The 20,589-nt window shown below is 67.3% G+C and carries 18 protein-coding genes and 1 pseudogene; 6 read left to right on the forward strand and 13 right to left on the reverse strand.

The genetic code is table 11. The features are described 5' to 3' along the window. Positions 1 to 38: 38 nt before the first annotated feature. Complete coding sequence (gene yccS, locus ACYJSS_RS11115) at positions 39 to 2,216, forward strand: YccS family putative transporter (protein ID WP_111259638.1); 2,178 nt, start codon at positions 39 to 41, stop codon at positions 2,214 to 2,216. Between the two features lie 142 nt (positions 2,217 to 2,358). On the opposite strand, the gene ACYJSS_RS11120 is transcribed toward yccS, so the two are convergent. Together ACYJSS_RS11120 and ACYJSS_RS11125 are read right to left on the reverse strand one after the other, a co-directional pair. After that, on the reverse strand, positions 2,359 to 2,790 hold the full coding sequence (locus ACYJSS_RS11120) for an REP-associated tyrosine transposase (protein ID WP_111259639.1): 432 nt from the start codon (positions 2,788 to 2,790) through the stop codon (positions 2,359 to 2,361). Between the two features lie 112 nt (positions 2,791 to 2,902). After that, entirely contained in the window at positions 2,903 to 4,351 is a 1,449-nt protein-coding gene (locus ACYJSS_RS11125) for an aminotransferase-like domain-containing protein (protein WP_111259640.1), read from the reverse strand. A 179-nt stretch (positions 4,352 to 4,530) separates the two neighbouring features. Between ACYJSS_RS11125 and ACYJSS_RS11130 the strand changes: the two genes are divergently transcribed. Further along, positions 4,531 to 4,764 (forward strand): DUF1127 domain-containing protein, encoded by a 234-nt coding sequence (locus ACYJSS_RS11130; protein WP_111259641.1) that lies wholly within the window; start codon positions 4,531 to 4,533, stop codon positions 4,762 to 4,764. Positions 4,765 to 4,803: 39 nt separating this feature from the next. Here the strand turns inward: ACYJSS_RS11130 and ACYJSS_RS11135 are convergent. After that, positions 4,804 to 5,343: pseudogene (locus ACYJSS_RS11135) on the reverse strand (methyl-accepting chemotaxis protein); the annotation flags it as partial. Positions 5,344 to 7,022: 1,679 nt separating this feature from the next. After that, on the reverse strand, positions 7,023 to 7,829 hold the full coding sequence (locus ACYJSS_RS11140; protein ID WP_244862971.1) for an HDOD domain-containing protein: 807 nt from the start codon (positions 7,827 to 7,829) through the stop codon (positions 7,023 to 7,025). Between the two features lie 228 nt (positions 7,830 to 8,057). Between ACYJSS_RS11140 and ACYJSS_RS11145 the strand changes: the two genes are divergently transcribed. Beyond that, a complete protein-coding gene (locus tag ACYJSS_RS11145; RefSeq protein WP_158545564.1) occupies positions 8,058 to 8,315 on the forward strand; it encodes a DUF1652 domain-containing protein in 258 nt (85 codons plus the stop codon). A gap of 6 nt (positions 8,316 to 8,321) precedes the next feature. Here ACYJSS_RS11145 and ACYJSS_RS11150 read toward each other — a convergent pair whose 3' ends face one another. Both ACYJSS_RS11150 and ACYJSS_RS11155 read right to left on the reverse strand, forming a co-directional pair. Then, on the reverse strand, positions 8,322 to 9,074 hold the full coding sequence (locus ACYJSS_RS11150) for a substrate-binding periplasmic protein (protein ID WP_218281306.1): 753 nt from the start codon (positions 9,072 to 9,074) through the stop codon (positions 8,322 to 8,324). A gap of 244 nt (positions 9,075 to 9,318) precedes the next feature. Continuing rightward, positions 9,319 to 9,819, reverse strand: a complete 501-nt coding sequence (locus tag ACYJSS_RS11155) for a M48 metallopeptidase family protein (protein ID WP_111259646.1) — start codon at positions 9,817 to 9,819, stop codon at positions 9,319 to 9,321. 508 nt (positions 9,820 to 10,327) lie between these two features. Here ACYJSS_RS11155 and ACYJSS_RS11160 point away from each other — a divergent pair. Further along, the gene (locus tag ACYJSS_RS11160; RefSeq protein WP_236205486.1) at positions 10,328 to 11,017 is read left to right on the forward strand and encodes a polysaccharide lyase family 7 protein; all 690 of its coding nucleotides are present in this window, start codon (positions 10,328 to 10,330) and stop codon (positions 11,015 to 11,017) included. 79 nt (positions 11,018 to 11,096) lie between these two features. Here the strand turns inward: ACYJSS_RS11160 and fba are convergent, their stop codons facing one another. From fba to ACYJSS_RS11195, 7 genes are all read right to left on the reverse strand, one after another. Further along, positions 11,097 to 12,161 carry a class II fructose-bisphosphate aldolase gene (gene fba / locus ACYJSS_RS11165; protein WP_021222606.1) on the reverse strand — a complete coding sequence of 355 codons (1,065 nt, stop codon included), beginning with the start codon at positions 12,159 to 12,161 and terminating at the stop codon, positions 11,097 to 11,099. A 150-nt stretch (positions 12,162 to 12,311) separates the two neighbouring features. Beyond that, positions 12,312 to 12,632, reverse strand: a complete 321-nt coding sequence (locus ACYJSS_RS11170; RefSeq protein ID WP_111259648.1) for an MliC family protein — start codon at positions 12,630 to 12,632, stop codon at positions 12,312 to 12,314. Between the two features lie 42 nt (positions 12,633 to 12,674). Beyond that, on the reverse strand, positions 12,675 to 12,869 hold the full coding sequence (locus tag ACYJSS_RS11175; RefSeq protein WP_111259649.1) for a hypothetical protein: 195 nt from the start codon (positions 12,867 to 12,869) through the stop codon (positions 12,675 to 12,677). A gap of 68 nt (positions 12,870 to 12,937) precedes the next feature. After that, positions 12,938 to 14,101, reverse strand: coding sequence for a phosphoglycerate kinase (locus tag ACYJSS_RS11180; RefSeq protein ID WP_236205487.1), 1,164 nt, complete (start codon positions 14,099 to 14,101; stop codon positions 12,938 to 12,940). A gap of 4 nt (positions 14,102 to 14,105) precedes the next feature. Further along, positions 14,106 to 15,173, reverse strand: a complete 1,068-nt coding sequence (gene epd / locus ACYJSS_RS11185) for an erythrose-4-phosphate dehydrogenase (protein ID WP_111259651.1) — start codon at positions 15,171 to 15,173, stop codon at positions 14,106 to 14,108. Between the two features lie 93 nt (positions 15,174 to 15,266). Beyond that, a complete protein-coding gene (gene tkt / locus ACYJSS_RS11190) occupies positions 15,267 to 17,264 on the reverse strand; it encodes a transketolase (RefSeq protein WP_236205488.1) in 1,998 nt (665 codons plus the stop codon). A 113-nt stretch (positions 17,265 to 17,377) separates the two neighbouring features. Further along, positions 17,378 to 18,511, reverse strand: a complete 1,134-nt coding sequence (locus ACYJSS_RS11195) for a TDT family transporter (RefSeq protein ID WP_236205489.1) — start codon at positions 18,509 to 18,511, stop codon at positions 17,378 to 17,380. Positions 18,512 to 18,616: 105 nt separating this feature from the next. Between ACYJSS_RS11195 and ACYJSS_RS11200 the strand changes: the two genes are divergently transcribed. Further along, positions 18,617 to 19,498 (forward strand): LysR family transcriptional regulator, encoded by an 882-nt coding sequence (locus ACYJSS_RS11200; RefSeq protein ID WP_236205490.1) that lies wholly within the window; start codon positions 18,617 to 18,619, stop codon positions 19,496 to 19,498. A 76-nt stretch (positions 19,499 to 19,574) separates the two neighbouring features. Further along, the gene (locus tag ACYJSS_RS11205) at positions 19,575 to 20,579 is read left to right on the forward strand and encodes an ArsR/SmtB family transcription factor (protein WP_236205491.1); all 1,005 of its coding nucleotides are present in this window, start codon (positions 19,575 to 19,577) and stop codon (positions 20,577 to 20,579) included. Positions 20,580 to 20,589: the final 10 nt, after the last annotated feature.

The raw sequence follows: 20,589 nt of genomic DNA on the forward strand, positions 1-20,589 counted from the left end.
CAGGCCGAGCCCCCGGACCGCACGCCCACAAGGCCGTTATGCCATCGACCTCGCTCCGTCACTCCCTGCGCCGCCTCTGGGCCCAGGACAAGTTCAGCTACAGCCTGCGGGTGTTCGTCGCCCTCACCGGCAGCATGGCGCTCTGCTGGCAGCAGGACCGCATGGACCTGCTGATCCCGCTGTTCCTCGGCATCATCGCCAGCGCCCTGGCCGAGACCGACGACAGCTGGCAGGGCCGCCTCAATGCGCTGCTGGTGACCCTGGGCTGCTTCAGCATCGCCTCCTTCTCGGTGGAGCTGCTGTTCCCCTACCCCTGGCTGTTCGTCTCTGCCCTGGCGCTGGCGGCCTTCGGCCTGACCATGCTCGGCGCCCTGGGCGAGCGCTACGCCACCATCGCCTCGGCGACCCTGATCCTGTCGATCTACAGCATGATCGGCGTCGACCAGCGCGACGGCGTCGGCCACGACCTCTGGCGCGAGCCGGCGCTGCTGGTGGGCGGCGCGGCCTGGTACGGCCTGCTCTCGGTGATCTGGCAGGCGCTGTTCACCCACCAGCCGGTGCAGCAGAGCCTGGCCCGGCTCTACCGTGAGCTGGGGCGCTACCTCAAGCTCAAGGCCAACCTCTTCGAGCCGCTGCGCGAGCTGGACGTGGAGGCCAAGCGCCTGGAACTGGCGCAGCAGAACGGCAAGGTGGTGGCGGCGCTGAACGCGGCCAAGGAAATCATCCTGCACCGCGTCGGCAACGCCCGCCCCGGTCCCAAGGTGAGCCGCTACCTGAAGCTGTACTTCCTCGCCCAGGACATCCACGAACGCGCCAGCTCCTCGCACTACCCGTACAACCAGCTGGCCGAGGCGTTCTTCCACAGCGACGTGCTGTTCCGCTGCCAGCGCCTGCTGCGCCAGCAGGGGGGCGCCTGCCAGGCGCTCGGCCAGGCCATCCAGATGCGCCAGCCGTTCGACTACAACGACGGCACCCAGGCCCTGGACGACCTGCACCGCTCCCTGGAGCACCTGCGCATCCAGAGCAACCCGGCCTGGCGCGGCTTGCTGCGCTCGCTCAACGCCCTGGCCGGCAACCTCTCCACCCTCGATCGCCTGCTGACCGACGCCAGCAACCCCGACGCCCTCGCCGAAGCCCAGGACAGCAGCCTGCTGGACCGCTCGCCCAAGGGCCTGAAGGACGTCTGGGAACGCCTCAAGCAGAACGTCACCCCGACCTCCCTGGTGTTCCGCCACGCCCTGCGCATGGCCATCGCCCTGTGCGTCGGCTACGGCGTGCTGCACCTGATCCACCCCAGCCAGGGCTACTGGATCCTGCTCACCACGGTCTTCGTCTGCCAGCCGAACTTCGGCGCCACGAGGCGCAAGCTGGTGCAGCGGATCATCGGCACCGTCATCGGCCTGGCCCTGGGCTGGGCGCTGTTCGACCTGTTCCCCAGCGCCCTGGTGCAATCGCTGTTCGCCGTGGTCGCCGGGGTGATCTTCTTCGCCAACCGGTCGACCCGCTACACCCTGGCGACGGCGTCGATCACCCTGATGGTGCTGTTCTGCTTCAACCAGATCGGCGACAGCTACGGCCTCTTCGTGCCGCGCCTGGTGGACACCCTGCTGGGCAGCCTGATCGCCGCGCTGGCGGTGATCTTCATCCTCCCCGACTGGCAGGGCCGTGGCCTGCACCGCGTGGTGGCCAACACCCTGGCCTGCAACGCCCGCTACCTGCGCCAGCTGGTGCAGCAGTACAACGCCGGCAAGCGCGACGACCTCGCCTACCGCCTGGCCCGGCGCAACGCCCACAACGCCGATGCGGCGCTGTCCACGACGCTGGCCAACATGCTCATGGAACCCGGTCACTTCCGTAAGGAGGCGGACATCGGCTTCCGCTTCCTGGTGCTCTCCCACACCCTGCTCAGCTACCTCTCCGCCCTCGGCGCGCATCGCGCAACCGAACCCATGGCGCTGGAGGGCAGCCTGCTGGGCAATGCCGCCGAACGCATCGCCACGGCCCTGGAAGAGATCGCCAACGACCTCGCCGCGCGCAAGCCGGTGACCATCCACAGCGACAGCGAGGAAGCCCTGGCCAAGGAGCTGGAACAGCTCCCCGAGGACATGGACGAGCGCGCCCGCCTGGTGCAGACCGAACTCGGTCTGATCTGCCGCCAGCTCGGCGCCCTGCGCACCCTGGCGGCGCACCTGGCGAGTGGGAAGAAGGTGGAGTGAGGGCCCCTGCCGCCCAAGGAGCCCTGCGCTCGGACAATCGCGAATGAATTCGCTCCCACAGAAAAGCACGGTGCCCCGTGGGAGCGAATTCATTCGCGAAGCAGGCCGCAGGACTGCCACCCGCTCACAGCCACACCGCGTCTCAATGCGGGTAATCACCAAGGCGCTGTACCAGTCCCGCCCTCAGCGGATTGGCGACCACATAGCGCGCAATCGGCAGCAATTCATCCTCACGCCTCAGCGCCCGGTCATGGAATCCTGGCTGCCAGACCTTCCCTCCATCGTCCAGCGACAGGCCCAGGCGCCTTGCGGTGCGGCCCTTCAGCGCCTTGACCACCGATGACAAGGGCATTGGCCCGCTGAGCCGCATCAGCCAGTGGAAATGATCGGGCATCACCACCCAGGCCAGTGACTGTGCCAAGTTGCCGTGTTCCAGGCGCCTCAGTTCACCCACCAATAACCGAGCGTGCATGAAATCGGCGAAGAGCGGGCGCCGCTCGGCCGTAGTCGCGGTGATGAGATAAACCCTGCCGAGTTCGGAAACGCGCCCTTTGCGCAGGTCGCGACTGCCCACTGGCCAGCCCTCCTTCCATGGAAAGCTGGGACTCTAATCAACGGGGAAAGACATGGCTGCGCGAGCGCGCCCAGGAAAACGCCGGTCTATCGGTAGCCGAAGGCCGCCGAGTTCAAAGCATCGCGAATGAATTCGCTTCCACGGTCGTCTCCTCCATCAACGCCTTCACCGTCTCGCCCACCTTGCGCACGGCGGCTTCCTGCTCGGCATCGGGCTTGCGCGAGTAGTTCATGCGCAGGCAGCTGCGGTATTTGCCGGAGGCGGAGAACAGGCTGCCGGAGGCGATCTGTACGCCCTTGTCGAGCAGGGCGCGATTCAGCCGCAGGGTGTCGAACCCCTCGTCCAGCTCGACCCAGAGCATGAATCCACCCTGGGGCCGGCTGGCGCGGGTGCCTTCGGGGAAGTACTTCATCACCCAGTCGATCATCTGGTCGCGGCCGTTCTGGTACTGGCTGCGCATGCGCCGCACATGGGGCTCGTAGGCGCCGCTGGCGAGGAATTCGGCCAGGGCGATCTGCGGCTGGGTGGCGGTGGCGCCGGTGGAGATGTACTTCATGTGCAGCAGCCGGTCGAAGTAGCGGCCGGGGGCGATCCAGCCGATGCGGATGCCGGGCGCCACGGTCTTGGAGAAGGAACTGCACAGCAGCACGCGGCCGTCCTCGTCGAAGGACTTGATGGTGCGCGGACGCGGGTAGCGGTAGGCCAGGTCGCCGTAAACGTCGTCTTCGATGATCGCCACGTCGTAGCGCTGGGCCAGGGTCAGCAGGGCGCGCTTGCGGGCCTCCGGCATGATGTAGCCCAGGGGGTTGTTGCAGTTGGGGGTGAGCTGGATGAGCTTGATCGGCCACTGCTCCAGGGCCATCTCCAGCGCCTCCAGGCTGATGCCGTTGATCGGGTCGGTGGGCAGTTCCAGGGCCTTCATGCCGAAGCCCTTCAGCGCCTGCATGGCGCCGTGGAAGCTTGGCGAGTCCACCGCGACTATGTCCCCCGGCTGGCAGATGGCGCGGATGGAGGCGGACAGCGCCTCGTGGCAGCCGGTGGTGATGATCAGGTCGCTGGCCGGTATCTGGCAGCCGGCATCCACCAACAGCCGGGAAATCTGTTCCCGCAATGGCAGCGAGCCCTGGATGGCGTCGTAGTACAGGCCGCCCAGGTCCGGACGCCGGGCGACCTGCGCCAGGCTGCGCAGCAGCGGTCGCAGGGTCGGGCTGGTGACGTCGGGCATGCCCCGGCCCAGTTGCACCAGGCCGTCGCGGGCGCCGCGCTTGACCAGCTCCAGCACGTCACTCCATTGCGACACGTCCACCGGGCGCTGCGCCGCGCGGGTCATGGCCGGCAGCGCCGGGGCCGCGCGACGGGGCGGCACGAAGTAGCCGGACTTGGGCCGGGGCACGGCCAGGCCGCCATCCTCCAGCAGGCGGTAGGCCTGCTGGACGGTGCTGAGGCTGACGCCGTGCTCCTGGCTCAGGGCGCGGACCGAGGGCAGGCGGTCGCCGGGCCGGTAGTAGCCCTGCTCGATGCGAGCGGCGAGGGTTTCGGCGAGCTGGGTGTAGAGCTTCATGACAGTTCCCCTTGCGTGGAGCCCGCTTTCTACGGACCGGTACAGATGACGGGTAAATTGTGGATTCAGACGCTCCACTGCGCAATCTGTATGAAAAAAATAACAGATCCTTGAATCTGTATCGCTTTTTACCCGCCGCGCATCATGTCTTCCATACACCCCGGCATGAGGAGATCGACATGAACGGCCTGAGCGATACGCGGCTGAGCCTCCACGCGAAAGAACTGGAGCTGGAGCACCTGCGCGTCCGTGCGAGCACCCGCTCCGCGGGAGACGGCCGCTGGCATCGCTTCTGGCGCCGCCTGCAAACCCGCAAGGCGCTGCTGGACCTGGACGAGCAGGCCCTGCGCGACATCGGCCTGACTCGCGAGCAGGCCCGCGACGAGGCGCTGAAACCGTTCTGGAAGCTCTGATGAAGGCCGGCCGCCCACAGGCGGCCGGTTGCCCGGCAATCAGGCCAGGCGGAAGCGCGACGTGTTCTGGTTCAGGGCCTGGCTGCCGCGATGCAACTGCTCGGCGGCGGCCTGGACCGACTGGGCCCCTTGCAACAGCAAGCTGGCGGCCTGGTCGACCTGCTGGATATTGCCGCTGACCTCGTCCGCCGTTGCGGCCTGTTCCTCGGCGGCGGTGGCGATCTGCGCCAGGCGGTCGCTGACCCGCTGCACCGCATCGGCGATACCGGACAGGTCCTCACCCATGCTCAGCACGCTGCCCACGTCGCCTTCGGCCTGCTTGAAGGCGGCCTCCATCAGGGCGACCGCCTGGCCGACCACGCCCTGCAGGCTGGCGACGGTGTCGCCGATCTCCTGGGTGGAGTCCTGGGTACGCTGCGACAGGCTGCGCACCTCGTCGGCCACCACGGCGAAGCCACGGCCCTGCTCCCCGGCGCGCGCCGCCTCGATGGCGGCGTTGAGCGCCAGCAGGTTGGTCTGCTCGGCGATGCCCTTGATCACGTCCACCACGCGGTTGATCTGCTGCGCCTGGTCACGCAGCTGCTGCAACGCGGAGACGGTGTCGCCCAGGCGCGTGCTCAGTTCGCGCATGCTGGCTCCGGTGCGGGCGCTGCGCTGGTTGCTCTGCATGGCGATTTCACGGGTCTGCTGGGCATCCTGGGCCGCCCCCTCGCAACTCTCCGCCACGCTCTGGGCGGTGGCCGCCAACTCGTGCGCGGCAGCGGCGATCTGGCTGACCTGGCCCTGCTGCTGCTCCACCGAGGTGAGGGTGTCCTGGGCCTGGGCGTTGAGCTGTTGCACGGTCCCGCCCAGTTGCCTGCTCTCCAGGTTCACGCCTTCCAGCGAGCTGCGCAGCTGCGCCAGCGCGGCATTCAGCGCTTCGGCGATCTGCGCCAGGTCATCGCGGCCATGCACGGCCGCGGCCACGCGCAGGTCGCCGGCGCGCAGGCCCTCGGCGGCCTCGGTGATGGCAGCGGTGCCACGGCGGATGGCGGCGTTCAGGCACAGCAGCATGTACAGGGCCAGCAGGGTGAGCAGGCTGAAGGCGCCGATCACCTGGACCATGCTGCGCAGCGCCTGGGTACGGAAGTCGCCGAGGCGTGCCTGGAAGCGCTCGGTCAATGCCTGCTGCAGCGCTACCAGCTGCCCATCGAGGCGCTCGACCTGCTGGACGAACTCGGCGGTGCCGAGGGTGAAGGGGTTGGCCTCGAACATGCCCTTGTCGACCCGGGCGAGGAAGTCGCTCATGGCCTGGTCGGCCTGGCGGAACGGACCTTCCAGCGCGGCGTTGACGTCGGACGCCTGGGCGATGGCGTCCTGGGCCTTGCGCAGTTGCCGCGCGGTGTCGTCCAGGGAGCGGCGCAGGTCACGCACGGCGACCCGGCTCTGCAGGGTGAAGTGCTGCGACACCACGGCGCCATGGGCGTTGGCAGCGAAGCTGCCGAGCAGCTCCTGGGCGCGCGGCTGCACGTAGGTGAGCTGCTCCATCATCAGGTAGGTGTCCATCCCCGGGTCGAGGATGAGGCCGGTCTCGGTGGCCACCTGCTCGCGCAGGGATTGCAGGCTTTGCAGCACGTCCTGGAAGCGCTCCAGGGCATCGGGCAGGGCCAGCGGAGCCAGGGCCTGGAAGCCGATGCGCTCACTGCGCGAACGGGCCTCCTCGTACAGCTTGCGGCTCTGCGCGCCGAGCCCTTCCGCCTTCAGCTGCGCGTCGACCTTGGCCAGGGCTTCCTGCAGGCGGCCGCCACGTTGTTCGAGTTGCGACCTGGCGGCGTCCTCGGTGCCCTTCCAGCGGGCCAGGAGCAGGCGCTGGGCGCCCACTTCGTGCTGGGCGTCGGCCAGGGTGGCGATCACCCGCATGCCGCTGAGCTCGCCGTCGACCAGGCCGAGGCGGTCCAGGTAGGACGCGGTGATCACCCACAGGGCATAGCCCAGCGGCAGGATGAACAGGAGGAAGAGCAGCTGGAACTTGCGTGCGAAGCTGAACCCTTCGAGCAGACGCACGCCCGGCGTGAGTAATGCTGTCATGACGACACCTCAGTGGACCCGGATCGGCAGGTAAGCCGAAAGCCTGCATCATGCAAAAGCCGAACCCGGGGTGGCACCCAAGAACGCCGATGCCGCCGGAAAGGCTGCGCACGGCGCATTACGAGGCTCTCCGGCCAGCGGAACCCCGCAGCGACCCTGCGACGGGAAGGCAATGCACCCGAACGGTGCAACTACTGGAGCAGCGACTCCACCCGCTGGATCTCGGCGCGCTGGCTGGCTACCAGGGCCAGGCCATTGCCGCTGGGGTCCAGGGCATTGAGGGGCGGCTGCAACTTGCGATAGGCAGCCAGCTCCCGCAGCGGCGGCAGCAGGGCGGTGGGCCCGGCCTCGCGGAGCGCGTGGAACAGGCCGAGGTTGATCAGGTCGACGAGCTCGACGCCGGGACCGCTGGATTCGTCCCAGGCGCCCAGGCCGCGCACCACTGCAATATAGCTGTCGTCCACCGCCCACTTCTTCAGGACGATGACGCCGAGGGACTTGCCGTATTCCCGGCACAGGCGCGAGTAGAGCTCGGGCGAGGGGATCTGCTGGGCGTCCTTGAACGCGGACAGGATCGCCAGGGCACCGATGTCGCTGAGCACGCTGGCCAGCAGCACGTGCTCGGAAGAGGCGTGCCCGAGCAGGCGCGCGAGCACGGCGCTGATGCTGCCGCGCCGGGCCAGGCGGCTCCAGGTGTCGACGAAGAGCTTCTTGTGCGAGGCGCTGTGCAGGGTGAACAGGCTCTTGATGCTGTGGACCATGGTGATGCGGTCCACCTCCAGCATGCCCAGGGTGCGGATCACATCCTCCAGGGTCTTGGGCGGCAAGGCGGTGCGCAGGCGGGTGCTGGCCGCATGCTTGACCAGCGTTGCGCTCAGCGCCGGGTCCTTGTTGATGACCCGCGCTAGGGAAGAGGTACTGGCATCCGGATTGGCCAGGGCCCGGCGGATCTCCATGGTGATCATGGGCAAGCTGGGGAGCTGCTCTTCACCGTTCATCAATTGCGAAACCAGACGCCTATAGATCGAATAACCCGACTCTTCAGTACTCACGACAGTCCCCACATGGCCTTGTGCCAGTGTAGCCATCGGCGCTGCCGGCAAACAGTGCAGCGCCACTCCGCCGACGAGCGACACGCAGGTACGGGGAACCGAACGCCCGCCGCACGTTCCACTCCATGGGTGGGTAGCGTCCACCTTCCCACCCACAGCACCGAGGCCATTCCCGTGGAAACCGAACGACTGTCCAGGACCCTGGACTTCATGCGTACCCAGTTGCTGCCACTGGGGTTCTCCGGGCACATGGACAGCGACCGCAGCCTGCATGTGCTCATTTACGACCAGCGCACCCGCAAGACCATCCTCGAGTCCGCCGGCATCCCCTTCTCCGCCACCTGCGGCAAGGCCGAGGCGCTGCACCTGGTCCAGCGCCTGAAGCGCGACATCGACGCGCAGTTCCAGGCCCCGCCACGTATCGCGCCATGACGCCCCTCAGGGGATGGTGACGCCCTGGCGCAGGGCAAGCGCGCTCAGGCGGCCCTCGGCGACCAGGCTGGCGAAGGCGTGGTCGAAGTCCTTGCGCAAGGCGGCATGCTCGTCGGTCCTGGGGAAGGCGAAGTAGCCGTCCTGGGTATCGATGATCGGTTGCAACTGGCTGATGGCCCCGTGTTCCAGGGTGTCGATGCGTGGCCGGGTGTTGCGCTCGTTGCTCGCCAGCAGGTCGATGCGGCCCATCACCAGCATGCGTATCGCGTTGTCGACGCTCTCGATGCTGTGCAGGTCCATCGCCTGGCGGCCCTGGTCGAAGCTCGGCCCGTAGGTCCAGCCACGGATGACCCCGATGCGCTTGCCGGCCAGGTTGGCGTAGTCGCCCTGCCAGGCGAGAGCGAGGCCGGAACGGGCGAAGAACACGATGCGGTCGCGGTAGAAGGGGCGCTGGCTGAAGAGGAACAGCCCCTCGCGCTCCGGCGTGCGATAGGGGCCGATGAGGATGTCCGCGCGCCCCTGTGCCACCATCTTCTGCGCCCGGGCCCAGGGGTAGACCTCGAAGCGCACCGTGTCGCCCATGCGCTGCACCACCTCGCGCAGCACGTCAGGGCCGAGTCCGATGAAGCGACCTTCCACGGTCTGTCCGAACAGGCGCGGGAACTCGGCCCCCACGGCCAGCCATTCGCGGGCCGGCGCGGATGGTGCGAACACCAGGCACAGCAGCACTGGACACAACATCCGTAGGTAGCGGCTCATGCCCGCGAATACTCGACGACAGGGATGGGGAGAGCCTAGCAGGCTTTTTCCGGCGGACGCGAGCCGGTACGGGGAGCTCACCGGAGCATTCGGCGGAGCCTTTGGGACGGGGCCTACATCGACCAACCGGGACGCATGGGTATAGTCGGCCCCGTCATGCCCGCCTCAGGACTGCGCTCATCCTGCAGCCCTCCACAGCTGGGGTTGGGCATGACACTCCCCCTCCCTCCCCACCCATTGCCCTTCAGTTTCCCGCCTCCAGCTCGCGCTGGATCAGGTACAGGCGCAAATCGAACTCCAGTTGGTGATAGCCCGGCAGCATGTGTTCGCAGAGCTGGTAGAACGCCTTGTTGTGGTCGCGCTCGCGCAGGTGCGCCAGCTCGTGCACCACGATCATCCGCAGGAACTCCGGCGCCGCCTCCTTGAACAGCGAGGCCACGCGGATCTCCTTCTTCGCCTTCAGCTTGCCGCCCTGCACCCGCGAGATCGCCGTGTGCAGCCCGAGGGCCTTCTGCACGACATCCAGCTTGTTGTCGTAGACCACCTTGTCGATGGCCGGCGCATTGCGCAGGTGCTCCTGGCGCAGGGCATTGGTATAGCCGTAGAGGGCCTTGTCGCTTTGCACCTCATGACGATCCGGGTAGCGCTTGGCGAGGTATTCGCCCAGGCGGCGCTGCTCGATCAGCAGGCGGATCTGCTCCTGCAGGTGGGCGGGGTAGGACTGGATGTAGCGGAGCGGGTTCATGGGGGATCGGTGCGGCCGGGGGAAAGCCCGCATTCTACCGCCGGTGACAGTTTGCGACGCAGCCTGTCAGCGCAGCGGCAGACGCCCGGCGACCGTTCATCGGATGCCCTCGAAGCCCCTGCCCGCCCCCAGCGAAACGGGGCTGCCGCTGCGCTTACGGAAAAATGACGCCAATGATTCGGCGCAAGCCGCATTCCACCTGAGGACGGCATTCCGGACATGAACCATCTGGTTAGTTTTTGCGATTGCACCTTGATGGCAAAGCCCGTTCCAGACGGCTTTTTGACAGGCCCGACGGCGACGATCGGTGATTAACAAGGGGCTTGCACAACCCTATAAAGCGTTCCGCGAGACGGCGTAAATGCCTTCGGACGACACGGCAGCCCCCTGCCACTCCCTAGCTTTCACTTTTAGTTCGTGTGCAGTTGGCCGGATGCCGCAGTAAGTGATTACGTCTCGTGGATGAGATAGCACCCGACTGAAAGTTCTCTTAGAGAACTCAGTCAAAATGATCGATCTCGGAACCTGGAACCTCACCATCCCCGTCGGTAGCCCTTCGGTGACCATCGAAACCCCCGCCCTGATGGGTGGCTATCAGGACAACTACTTCAAGGCGGCCAACGGCACCCTGTTCTTCTGGACCCCGGTGAACGGCAGCGCCACCGCCAACGCCGTCTACCCGCGCAGCGAGCTGCGCGAGACCTACGCCGACGGCAAGCTGCGCAACTGGACCTATGGCGCCGCCGACAACTACATGAGCGCCAACCTGGCGGTCGGCCAGGTCCCGTCCACGGGCAAGATCGTCATCGGCCAGATCCACGCCTTCGGCAGCACCAGCCCGCTGCTCAAGCTGGAGTACCAGTTCAAGACCAAGACCGGCACCGGCAACATCGTCGCCAAGGTGCGCAACACCCCCACCGACGAAGCCGGTGCGGTGGTCACCCTGCTCAGCGGCGTGAAGCTCAACCAGCGCTTCACCTACGTCATCAACATGTCGCCCACCGGGCAGTTGAGCATCCTGGTCAACAGCACGATGTTCACCCAGCAGTTGGACCCCACCTGGGCGCCCAAGCCGCTGTACTTCAAGGCCGGGGTCTATGCCCAGGACAACGTCGGCGACGCCACCGAAGCCGGCAGCGCCACCTTCTACAACCTGAAGCTCGAGCACCGGGCCCTGGCGAGCAGCACCGCCCAGTAAGGACGCCGCATGCGGGTTCCAGGCCCCGAAAAGCAGAAAGCCCCGCGAATGCGGGGCTTTCCGTTTACAGCACCAGAACTCAGTTGACCTTGGCGGTCAGCTCGCCCTTGGCGTAGCGCTGGTACATGCCTTCCAGGGAGATCGGCTTGATCTTCGAGGCGTTGCCGGCAGTGCCGAAGGCTTCGTAGCGGGCGATGCAGATATCACGCATGGCGACGATGGTCTTGGCGAAGAACTTGCGCGGGTCGAACTCGCTCGGCTGCTCGGCCATCATGCGGCGGATGGCACCGGTGGAGGCCAGGCGCAGGTCGGTGTCGATGTTGACCTTGCGCACGCCGTGCTTGATGCCTTCGACGATCTCCTCGACCGGCACGCCGTAGGTTTCCTTGATGTCGCCGCCGAACTCGTTGATCACCTTCAGCCACTCCTGCGGTACCGAGGAGGAGCCGTGCATCACCAGGTGGGTGTTGGGGATGCGCTTGTGGATCTCCTTGATGCGCTCGATGGAGAGCACGTCGCCGGTCGGCGGCTTGGTGAACTTGTAGGCGCCGTGGCTGGTGCCGATGGCGATGGCCAGGGCATCGACCTGGGTCTTCTTGACGAAGTCCGCGGCCTCTTCCGGGTCGGTCAGCAGCTGGCTGTGATCCAGCACGCCCTCGGCGCCAACGCCGTCTTCCTCACCGGCCATGCCGGTTTCCAGGCTGCCCAGGCAGCCCAGCTCGCCTTCCACCGACACGCCGCAGGCATGGGCGAAGGCCACGGTCTGCTGGGTCACGCGGACGTTGTAGTCGTAGTCGGCCGGGGTCTTGCCGTCTTCACGCAGGGAGCCGTCCATCATCACCGAGGAAAAGCCCAGCTGGATGGAGCGCTGGCAGACGTCCGGGCTGGTGCCGTGGTCCTGGTGCATGCACACCGGGATGTGCGGGAACTCTTCGATGGCCGCCAGGATCAGGTGGCGCAGGAAAGGCGCGCCGGCGTATTTGCGGGCACCGGCGGAAGCCTGGACGATCACCGGGGAATCGGTCTTGTCGGCCGCTTCCATGATGGCGCGCATCTGTTCCAGGTTGTTGACGTTGAAGGCCGGGACGCCGTAGCCGAATTCGGCGGCGTGGTCCAGCATCTGGCGCATGCTGATGAGTGCCATGGTGTTTCAGTCTCCCGAGTGGGTGGGCATTCGAAATGCGAAGCCTGCCGCAGGGGCAGGCCAGGTTCAAGTTCCATGGAGGACGGCGAGCGTCCTCCCGTAAAAACCGGCCGGCGATGACGCCGGCCCGGTGCAATCGTCGGCGCCGGTTCAGGGCGCCTTGCAGCCGCGACCGATCAGGTCATCGGTGGCGACCCAGTACACCAGTCCCTCGTCACCCTTGGTGTGGAAGGCCAGGCGGCTGTCGCTATAGAGCGCGCCGGACCCCGAAGGTTCTTGCTTGAGGCGGTAGACGATATCGCCGCCGCCCAGGCGCAGGTCCACCTGCTCCCGGTCGGCATCGACGAAGCGCCACAACACCTCGGCCTGGCTGTCGCAGACCCAGCGGGTCCACTCGTCGTCCGCAGGCGCCTGGACACCCGCACAGCCGCCCAGCGCCAACAGCGCCGCAAGGGCGAACATGCCTTTCATCCTTTCACTCCCTTGGCCAGAAGGCCGTTCACCCGCAACGGGTCATGGACAGTGCTGCTCCTGGCTGCCGTTGACGGTGGGGTCACCGCTGCTCTGGGCCTCGACGCGCTGGTCGTCCTGGGATTGCGGCAGGATGACCTGGGGCGGGCTCAACACCTCGCAGGTGGCGGGGGAAGAACCTCCCGCACAACCGGTGAGCATCGCGAACAACGACAGCAGGATCAGGTTGGTACGCATGGCGGCAACTCCTTTTCTCGGGTCCTGTTCAAGGGACCACGGGCCACCGCCATGGTTTAGCCGCTATTTCAGGCCTTGGCGCGCTGTTCCAGCACGTCCACGGCCGGCAGGACCTTGCCCTCGACGAACTCGAGGAACGCGCCGCCGCCAGTGGAAATATAGGAGATGCGCTCGCCGACGCCGTACTTGTCGATGGCCGCCAGGGTGTCGCCACCGCCCGCGATGGAGAAGGCCGGGCTCTCGGCGATGGCCTGGGCCAGCACCTGGGTGCCGTTGCCGAACTGGTCGAACTCGAAGACGCCGACCGGGCCGTTCCAGAGGATGGTCTTCGACGACTTCAGCAGCTCGGCGAACTGGGCGGCGGTCTGCGGGCCGATGTCGAGGATCATGTCGTCATCGGCCACGTCGCCGATGAGCTTGACGGTGGCCTCGGCGGTCTCGGCGAATTCCTTGGCCACCACCACGTCAACCGGCAGCGGCACGCTGACCTTGGCGGCGATGGCGCGTGCGGTATCCAGCAGGTCGGCTTCGTGCAGGGACTTGCCGACCTTGTAGCCCGCAGCGGCGAGGAAGGTGTTGGCGATGCCGCCACCGACGATCAGCTGGTCGCAGATCTGGCTCAGGGAATTGAGCACGTCGAGCTTGGTGGAGACCTTGGAGCCGGCGACGATGGCGGCCATCGGGCGGGCCGGGTTGCCCAGGGCCTTGCCCAGGGCGTCCAGTTCGGCGGCCAGCAGCGGGCCGGCAGCGGCGACCTTGGCGAACTTGGCCACGCCGTGGGTCGAACCCTCGGCGCGGTGGGCGGTGCCGAAGGCGTCCATCACGAACACGTCGCACAGGGCGGCGTATTTCTGCGCCAGCTCGTCGACGTTCTTCTTCTCGCCCTTGTTGAAGCGCACGTTCTCGAACAGCACCACCTGGCCGGGGGCGACGTCGACGCCGTCCAGGTAGTCGGCCACCAGCGGCACGTCGCGGCCCAGGGCCTTGGCCAGGTACTCGGCGACCGGCTTGAGGCTGTTCTCCTCGGAGAACTCGCCTTCGGTGGGACGACCCAGGTGCGAGCAGACCATCACCGCCGCGCCCTTCTCCAGTGCCAGCTTGATGGTCGGCAGGGAGGCGAGGATGCGCGCATCGCTCTTCACGACACCGTCCTTCACCGGGACGTTGAGGTCTTCGCGGATCAGTACGCGCTTACCCTGGAGGTCGAGGTCGGTCATTTTCAACACGGTCATGGGGTCAGTCCTTCACGGGGCTGGATGTTGTGGAAACAGCGGAAACCCGCAGGTAGTGGCCTGCGGTGTCGAGCATGCGGTTGGCGAAGCCCCATTCGTTGTCGAACCAGGCCAGCAGGTTGACCAGGCGCGGCCCGGACACACGGGTCTGGCTGCCGTCGACGATGGCGGAATGGGGGTCGTGGTTGAAATCGCAGCTGGCGTGGGGCAGCTCGGTGTAGGCCAGGAGGCCCTTGAGCGGGCCGCTTTCGGCGGCCTCGCGCAGCACGCGGTTGATCTCGGCGGCACTGGTGTCGCGGGCGGTCTGCAGGGTGATGTCCAGGCAGGACACGTTCACCGTCGGCACGCGGATGGCCTTGGCCTGGATGCGCCCGGCCAGCTCCGGCAGCAGCCGCTCGATGCCCCTTGCCAGGCCGGTGGAGACCGGGATCACCGACTGGAAGGCCGAGCGCGTGCGGCGCAGGTCCTCGTGGTGATAGGCGTCGATTACCGGCTGGTCGTTCATCGCGGAGTGAATGGTGGTGATGGAGACGTATTCCAGACCCACGGACTCGTCGAGAAGTTTCAGCAAGGGCACGCCGCAGTTGGTGGTGCAGGAGGCGTTGGAAACCAGGGTCTCGGTGCCGACCAGGCTGTCCTGGTTGACGCCGTAGACGATGGTGGCGTCGATGTCCGCCTCGCTGGCCATCGGCTGGGAGAACAGCACGCGTGGCGCGCCGGCCCGCAGGAAGCGCTCGGCCTGGGCGCGGTTGGTGTACTGGCCGGAGCACTCGAGCACCAGGTCGACGCCCAGCGCCGTCCAGTCGATGCCCTCGGGCGCCGGGTTGCGCAGCACCTTCACGCAGTCGCCGTTGATGTGCAGGCAATCGCCGTCGACCTTCACGTCACCCGGGAAGCGGCCGTGGGTGGAGTCGAAGCGCGTCAGGTACTCGATGCTGGCCTGGTCGGCCAGGTCATTGAGGGCGACGATCTCGAAGCCATCACGCCCGCCACGCTCATGCAGGGCACGCAGGACGCAACGACCGATACGGCCGTAGCCGTTCAGGGCAACGCGGAAGGGAGTGCTGGGCATCTGATCGCGAAGAGCTCGAAGCCGGAAGCTTGAAGCCGGAAGAAGGGCGCACGGGGCGCTCCAGCTTCCAGCTTCCGGCTCTCGGCTTCCGGCTCAGTCCTCCAACAGTTCTTCAGCAGTGGCGACGATGTTCTCGACGGTGAAGCCGAAGTGCTCGAACAGGGCCGGGGCCGGGGCGGATTCGCCGAAGCTGGTCATGCCGATCACGCGGCCTTCCAGGCCCACGTACTTGTACCAGTAGTCGGCGTGGGCGGCTTCGATGGCGATGCGCGCACCGACTTCCAGCGGCAGCACGGACTGCTTGTAGGCGGCGTCCTGCTGGTCGAACAGGCTGGTGGACGGCATGGAGACGACACGCACCTTGCGGCCGGCAGCGCTCAGTTGGTCGAAGGCCTGTACCGCCAGGCCGACTTCGGAGCCGGTGGCGATGAGGATCAGCTCGGGCTCGCCGTCGCAATCCTTGAGCACGTAGCCGCCACGGGCGATGTTGGCCAGCTGGGCGGCATCGCGCGCCTGGTGGGGCAGGTTCTGGCGGGAGAAGATCAGCGCGCTCGGGCCGTCATTGCGCTCGATGGCGGCCTTCCAGGCCACGGCGGATTCCACCGCGTCGGCGGGGCGCCAGGTGTCCAGGTTCGGGGTCGAACGCAGGCTGGCCAGTTGCTCGATGGGCTGGTGGGTCGGGCCGTCTTCGCCCAGGCCGATGGAGTCGTGGGTGAAGACATAGAGCACGCGCTGCTTCATCAGGGCGGACATGCGCACGGCGTTGCGGGCGTATTCCATGAAGATCAGGAAGGTCGCGCCGTAGGGGATGAAACCGCCGTGCAGGGCGACGCCGTTCATGATGGCGCTCATGCCGAACTCGCGGACGCCGTAGAACAGGTAGTTGCCGGCGGCATCCTCGGCGGAGACGCCCTTGCAGCCTTTCCACAGGGTCAGGTTGGAGCCGGCCAGGTCGGCGGAGCCGCCGAGGAACTCGGGCAGCAGCGGGCCGAAGGCGTTCAGCGCGTTCTGGCTGGCCTTGCGGCTGGCGATGGTCTCGCCCTTGGCGGCGACTTCGGCGATGTAGGCAGCGGCCTTCTCGGCGAAGTCGGCCGGCAGCTCGCCCTTGATGCGACGCTGGAATTCAGCGGCCAGTTCGGGGTGGGCGGCGGCGTAGGCGGCAAAGCGCTCGTTCCAGGCGGCCTCGCGTGCGGCGCCGGCTTCCTTGGCGCTCCACTCGGCGTAGATGTCGGCCGGGATCTCGAAGGGCGCGTGGCTCCAGCCCAGGTTGGCGCGGGTCAGGGCGATCTCGTCGTTGCCCAGGGCAGCGCCGTGGCACTCTTCCTTGCCCTGCTTGTTGGGCGAACCGAAGCCGATGATGGTCTTGCAGCAGATCAGGGTCGGCTGCGCGCTCTTGCGCGCGGTCTCGATGGCGGTGCGGATCTCGTCGGCGTCATGGCCGTCGACATTGCGGATCACCTGCCAGCCGTAGGCTTCGAAGCGCTTCGGCGTGTCGTCGGTGAACCAGCCATGGACCTCGCCGTCGATGGAGATGCCGTTGTCGTCGTAGAAGGCGATCAGCTTGCCCAGGCCCAGGGTGCCGGCCAGGGAGCAGACCTCGTGGGAAATGCCTTCCATCATGCAGCCATCGCCCAGGAAGGCGTAGGTGTAGTGGTCGACGATCTCGTGGCCTTCACGGTTGAACTGCGCACCCAGCACCTTTTCGGCGAGGGCGAAGCCCACGGCGTTGGCGATGCCCTGGCCCAGCGGGCCGGTGGTGGTCTCGACGCCGGCGGTGTAGCCGTATTCCGGGTGGCCCGGGGTGCGGCTGTGCAGCTGGCGGAAGTTCTTCAGGTCATCGACGGTGACGTCGTAGCCGGTGAGGTGCAGCAGCGAGTAGATCAGCATCGAGCCGTGGCCGTTGGACAGCACGAAACGGTCGCGGTCGGCCCACTGCGGGTTGTTCGGGTTGTGCTGCAGGTAGTCCCGCCACAGCACTTCGGCGATATCGGCCATGCCCATCGGGGCGCCGGGGTGGCCGCTGTTGGCTTTCTGCACCGCATCCATGCTGAGGGCACGAATGGCATTGGCACGCTCACGACGGCTGGGCATCGCTGATCTCCTGCGGGTCTGAAAAGACGCTGAACGAAAAAAGGCGGCTATTTTCGCCCAGCGGGCAGGCTTCGGGCAATGACAGATGGTCGAAGATGCGCCGTCGCCCGATTTCAGCCCCGCGCCGGGCCCGCGAGGGGGCACAGGCAGGGCGCGCGGAACAGCTCGCCATGCCAGATGCCGGCCAGGGTGCGACGCATCACCAGGACCCAGACGGTGGCCAGTTGCAGCGCCAGCAGGGCGCCGACGCCGGCGAACAGCGCGAGGCCCGTCTGCCGTTGCAGCTCGAAGGTGGCCAGGGCGAACACCCCGAGCGGGAAGGTGAAGCCCCACCAGCCCAGGTTGAAGGCCATGCGCTGGCGGATATAGCGACGGGTGAACAGGCAGGCCGTGACCAGCCACCAGAGGCCCGCCCCCCAGAGCACCAGGCCGCCCACCAGGCCGATGGCCGGCAGCAGCTCGGCCACGCCCTGCAAGGGCGAGCCGGCCAACGCAGCGGGTGCGGCGCGGCCCAGCGCCAGCAGCCCCAGGCAGCCGGTGGCCAGCGGCCCCAGGGGCAGCCAGCTGGTGGCGGCGAAATCGGTATCCGGCAGCTTGTGCAGCGCCAAGCGCAGCAGCACCAGGGTGATCAGGGAAAAGGCCAGGGCCATCGACAGGCCCCATAGCAGGTAGCCCATCACCAGCAGCAGGCGCGCATCGGCGGCCTCCAGATGCGGAGCGATGACGCCGGCACTGGCGGCTGCCACCTCGGGCGCGACGATGGGCAGCAGCCAGACGGCGGTGAGCTTCTCCAGCGCGTGCTCCTGGCGGGTGAACATCAGGTAGGGCACCAGCAGCGCCGCCCCCAGGGCCAGCGCCGCATCCAGCCACCAAAGGCCGTGGGCGACGGCATGGGCGGCCTCCCCCCAGCGCGGACCGCCATAGAGCACCAGGCCGTTGATCAGGGTCGCCAGCCCCATGGGGATGGCGCCGAGGAACATCGACTGCACCGGGTGCGCCAGCATCGGCGCGACGGTATCCGGGTGCAGCAGCAGGCGGGCCACGAACAGCACTGCGCAGGCCGCGAACAGCAGGGCATTGAACAGCCACAGCGCCTCGCCGAGGCGATTCAGGGCCGGCACCTGCCAGGGCAGGGCGCCCAGCACCAGCGCCAGTACGCCGGTGCCCATGGTCACGGCGAACCAGCCGGGAATGAAGTGGCGAACCAGCGCACGCGGTTCGACGAGTCGGGAAAGGGGACGAGGCATGATGGCTCCGGTCGGGTGGACCCGTTGCAGAAGATGACTGCACGGTAAACCCGGGCGTGCTATACGAAAAATACATCCTCGATATGCACGGCATGCCTTTCATTTATGAATCTCCATCACCTCAAGGTGTTCCTCGCCGTCGCCGAGAGCGGCAGCATCAGCGCCGGCGCCGAGCGCCTGCACATCAGCCAGCCGGCGGTGACCCGCGAAGTGCGCGAGCTGGAGGCGCGCCTGGGGATCACCCTCTTCGACCGCCAGCCCCGCGGCGTGACCCTGACCGAAGGCGGCGTGCGCCTGCACCGCTATGCGCAACGCATCTTCGCCCTGGAACAGGCGGCCGAGGCGGACCTGCGCAGCTTCGCCGGCCTCGACGACGGCGAACTGCGCCTGGGCGCCAGCGCCACCCTGGGCAGCTACCTGTTGCCCGGCCTGATCGCCCGCTTCCACCTCCGGCACCCGGAGATCCGCGTCGACCTGCAGGTGAGCAACACCCGCGAGATCACCCAGGCACTGGCCGACGAACGCATCGCCCTGGGCTTCGTCGAAGGCGACTTCGATCGCGCGAGCCATGCCTTCAGCCTCCTGGAGCGCGACCGCCTGCTGCCCGTCTGCGGTCCCGGCCACCCCCTGGCGGCCCGTGGCCGCCTGCATGCGGCCGAGCTGGCCGACCAGGCGCTGTACCTGCGCGAGGAGGGTTCGGGCACCCGCGCCAGCATCGAGCAGGCCTATGCCCGCCAGGGCCTGGAGGCACGCCCGCGCATGGCCATCGCCAGCACCGAGGCGCTGAAACGCCTGGTGCGCGACGGCCAGGGCATCGCCTGGCTGTCGCAGCGGGTCATCGAGGACGATCTCGCCGCCGGCCGCCTGCTGGCGCTCGATGTGCACGACCTGCGTATCGAGCGCGAACTGCACCTGCTCTGGCACCCCACGCGAACCCTGAGCCCCGCGCCGGCCGCCTTCCTCGCGACGATCCTGGACAAAAAATAACCACCCATCGGCAATATCAAAACTTTTTGATATTGCTGTTGCGAGCCGCAGGAGCGGGGACTAGACTGCGCCACCTATGAACCTGCGCGTACCCCAGATCCGCCACGACGACTGCGACGAGCTGGCCGCACTGTGCAAGGCCGGGGGCGACCCGCTGCGCCTGAACGTGCTGCGTGCCCTGGCCAACGATTCGTTCGGGGTGCTGGAGCTGGCGCAGATCTTCGCCATCGGCCAGTCCGGCATGAGCCATCACCTCAAGGTGCTGTCCCAGGCAGGGCTGGTGGCCACGCGCCGCGAAGGCAACGCGATCTTCTACCGCCGCGCCATCGCCCAGGGCGATCGCCTGGGCGGCACCCTGCACGGGGCGCTGCTGGAGGAGGTCGATGCGCTGCAACTGCCGCTGGAGGTGCAGGCGCGGATCGCCGAAGTGCATGCCCAGCGCGAGGCGGTGAGCCGCGAGTTCTTCGCCCGCTCGGCGGAGAAATTCCAGGCCCAGCAGGACCTGATCGCCGGCCTGCCGCAGTACCGCGACAGCGTGCTGGCCCTGCTGGACGCACTGAACCTGCCGGCCAGCGCCTGCGCCCTGGAAGTGGGTCCGGGCGACGGGGGCTTCCTCCCCGACCTGGCCCGGCGCTTTGCCCGTGTCACCGCGCTGGACAACAGCCCGGCGATGCTGGAACTGGCGCGCAGCCGTTGCGCCGCCGAAGGATTGGGCAACGTCGAGCTCAAGCTCGCCGACGCCCTGGATGACGAACACGAGGCCGCCGACTGCGTGGTGCTGAACATGGTCCTGCACCATTTCGCCGCCCCGGCCGAGGCCCTGAAGCAGCTGGCCCACCACCTCCTTCCGGGAGGCAGCCTGCTGATCACCGAGTTGTGCAGCCACAACCAGAGCTGGGCCAGGGAGGCCTGCGGCGATCTCTGGCTCGGCTTCGAACAGGATGACCTGGCCCAGTGGGCCGCCGCAGCAGGGCTTGCGCCCGGCGAGAGCCTCTACATTGGTTTAAGAAACGGCTTTCAGATTCAGGTACGGCACTTCGCCAAGCCGGATTCGCGAAGCGACCTCACCCACCGGTATTAAAGGAACCGTT

It is taken from the genome of Pseudomonas sp. No.21, from assembly GCF_054558415.1.